The following is a 399-nucleotide window of genomic DNA, read 5'->3' on the forward strand; positions in this document are numbered from 1 at the left end:
AATAAAAACGAAGCTACATTTTTACAAAACAATAGTATTAATGCTGATAGGTTAGATACTAGGCCAGATCAATTAATTTTAAGTTTATCTATAATTTTATAATACATACATTATTAAAAACAAAAAACCTCGCTATAAAAGCGAGGTTTTTTTATTGTGATTTTATTTAAAAAATTAATCGGCATCTAAATAATCAAAAATACCATCACCATCAGTATCTGCAGCTGTAATTGTTGTTCCTGTAAATGTGCCATTGGCTAATTCTACAATATGTACTAATTTTTCATTAGCCGCAAAAGTTAAAGCTTCTAATGCTGCTTTTGTTGGTTCATTATATTTTTTAATTTCAAAAAGTTCGCTAATTTCTGTAGCTGTTGAAACGCCATCACCATCATCATC

General features: G+C 28.1%; 1 protein-coding gene. It reads right to left on the reverse strand.

Annotated elements, in window-relative coordinates; all coding sequences use genetic code 11:
• Window positions 1–174 precede the first annotated feature (174 nt).
• Window positions 175–399 (reverse strand): hypothetical protein (locus FUA24_RS25340; RefSeq protein WP_187388379.1); only part of this gene is annotated, 225 nt, incomplete at its 5' end.

This window comes from Seonamhaeicola marinus, from assembly GCF_008085455.1.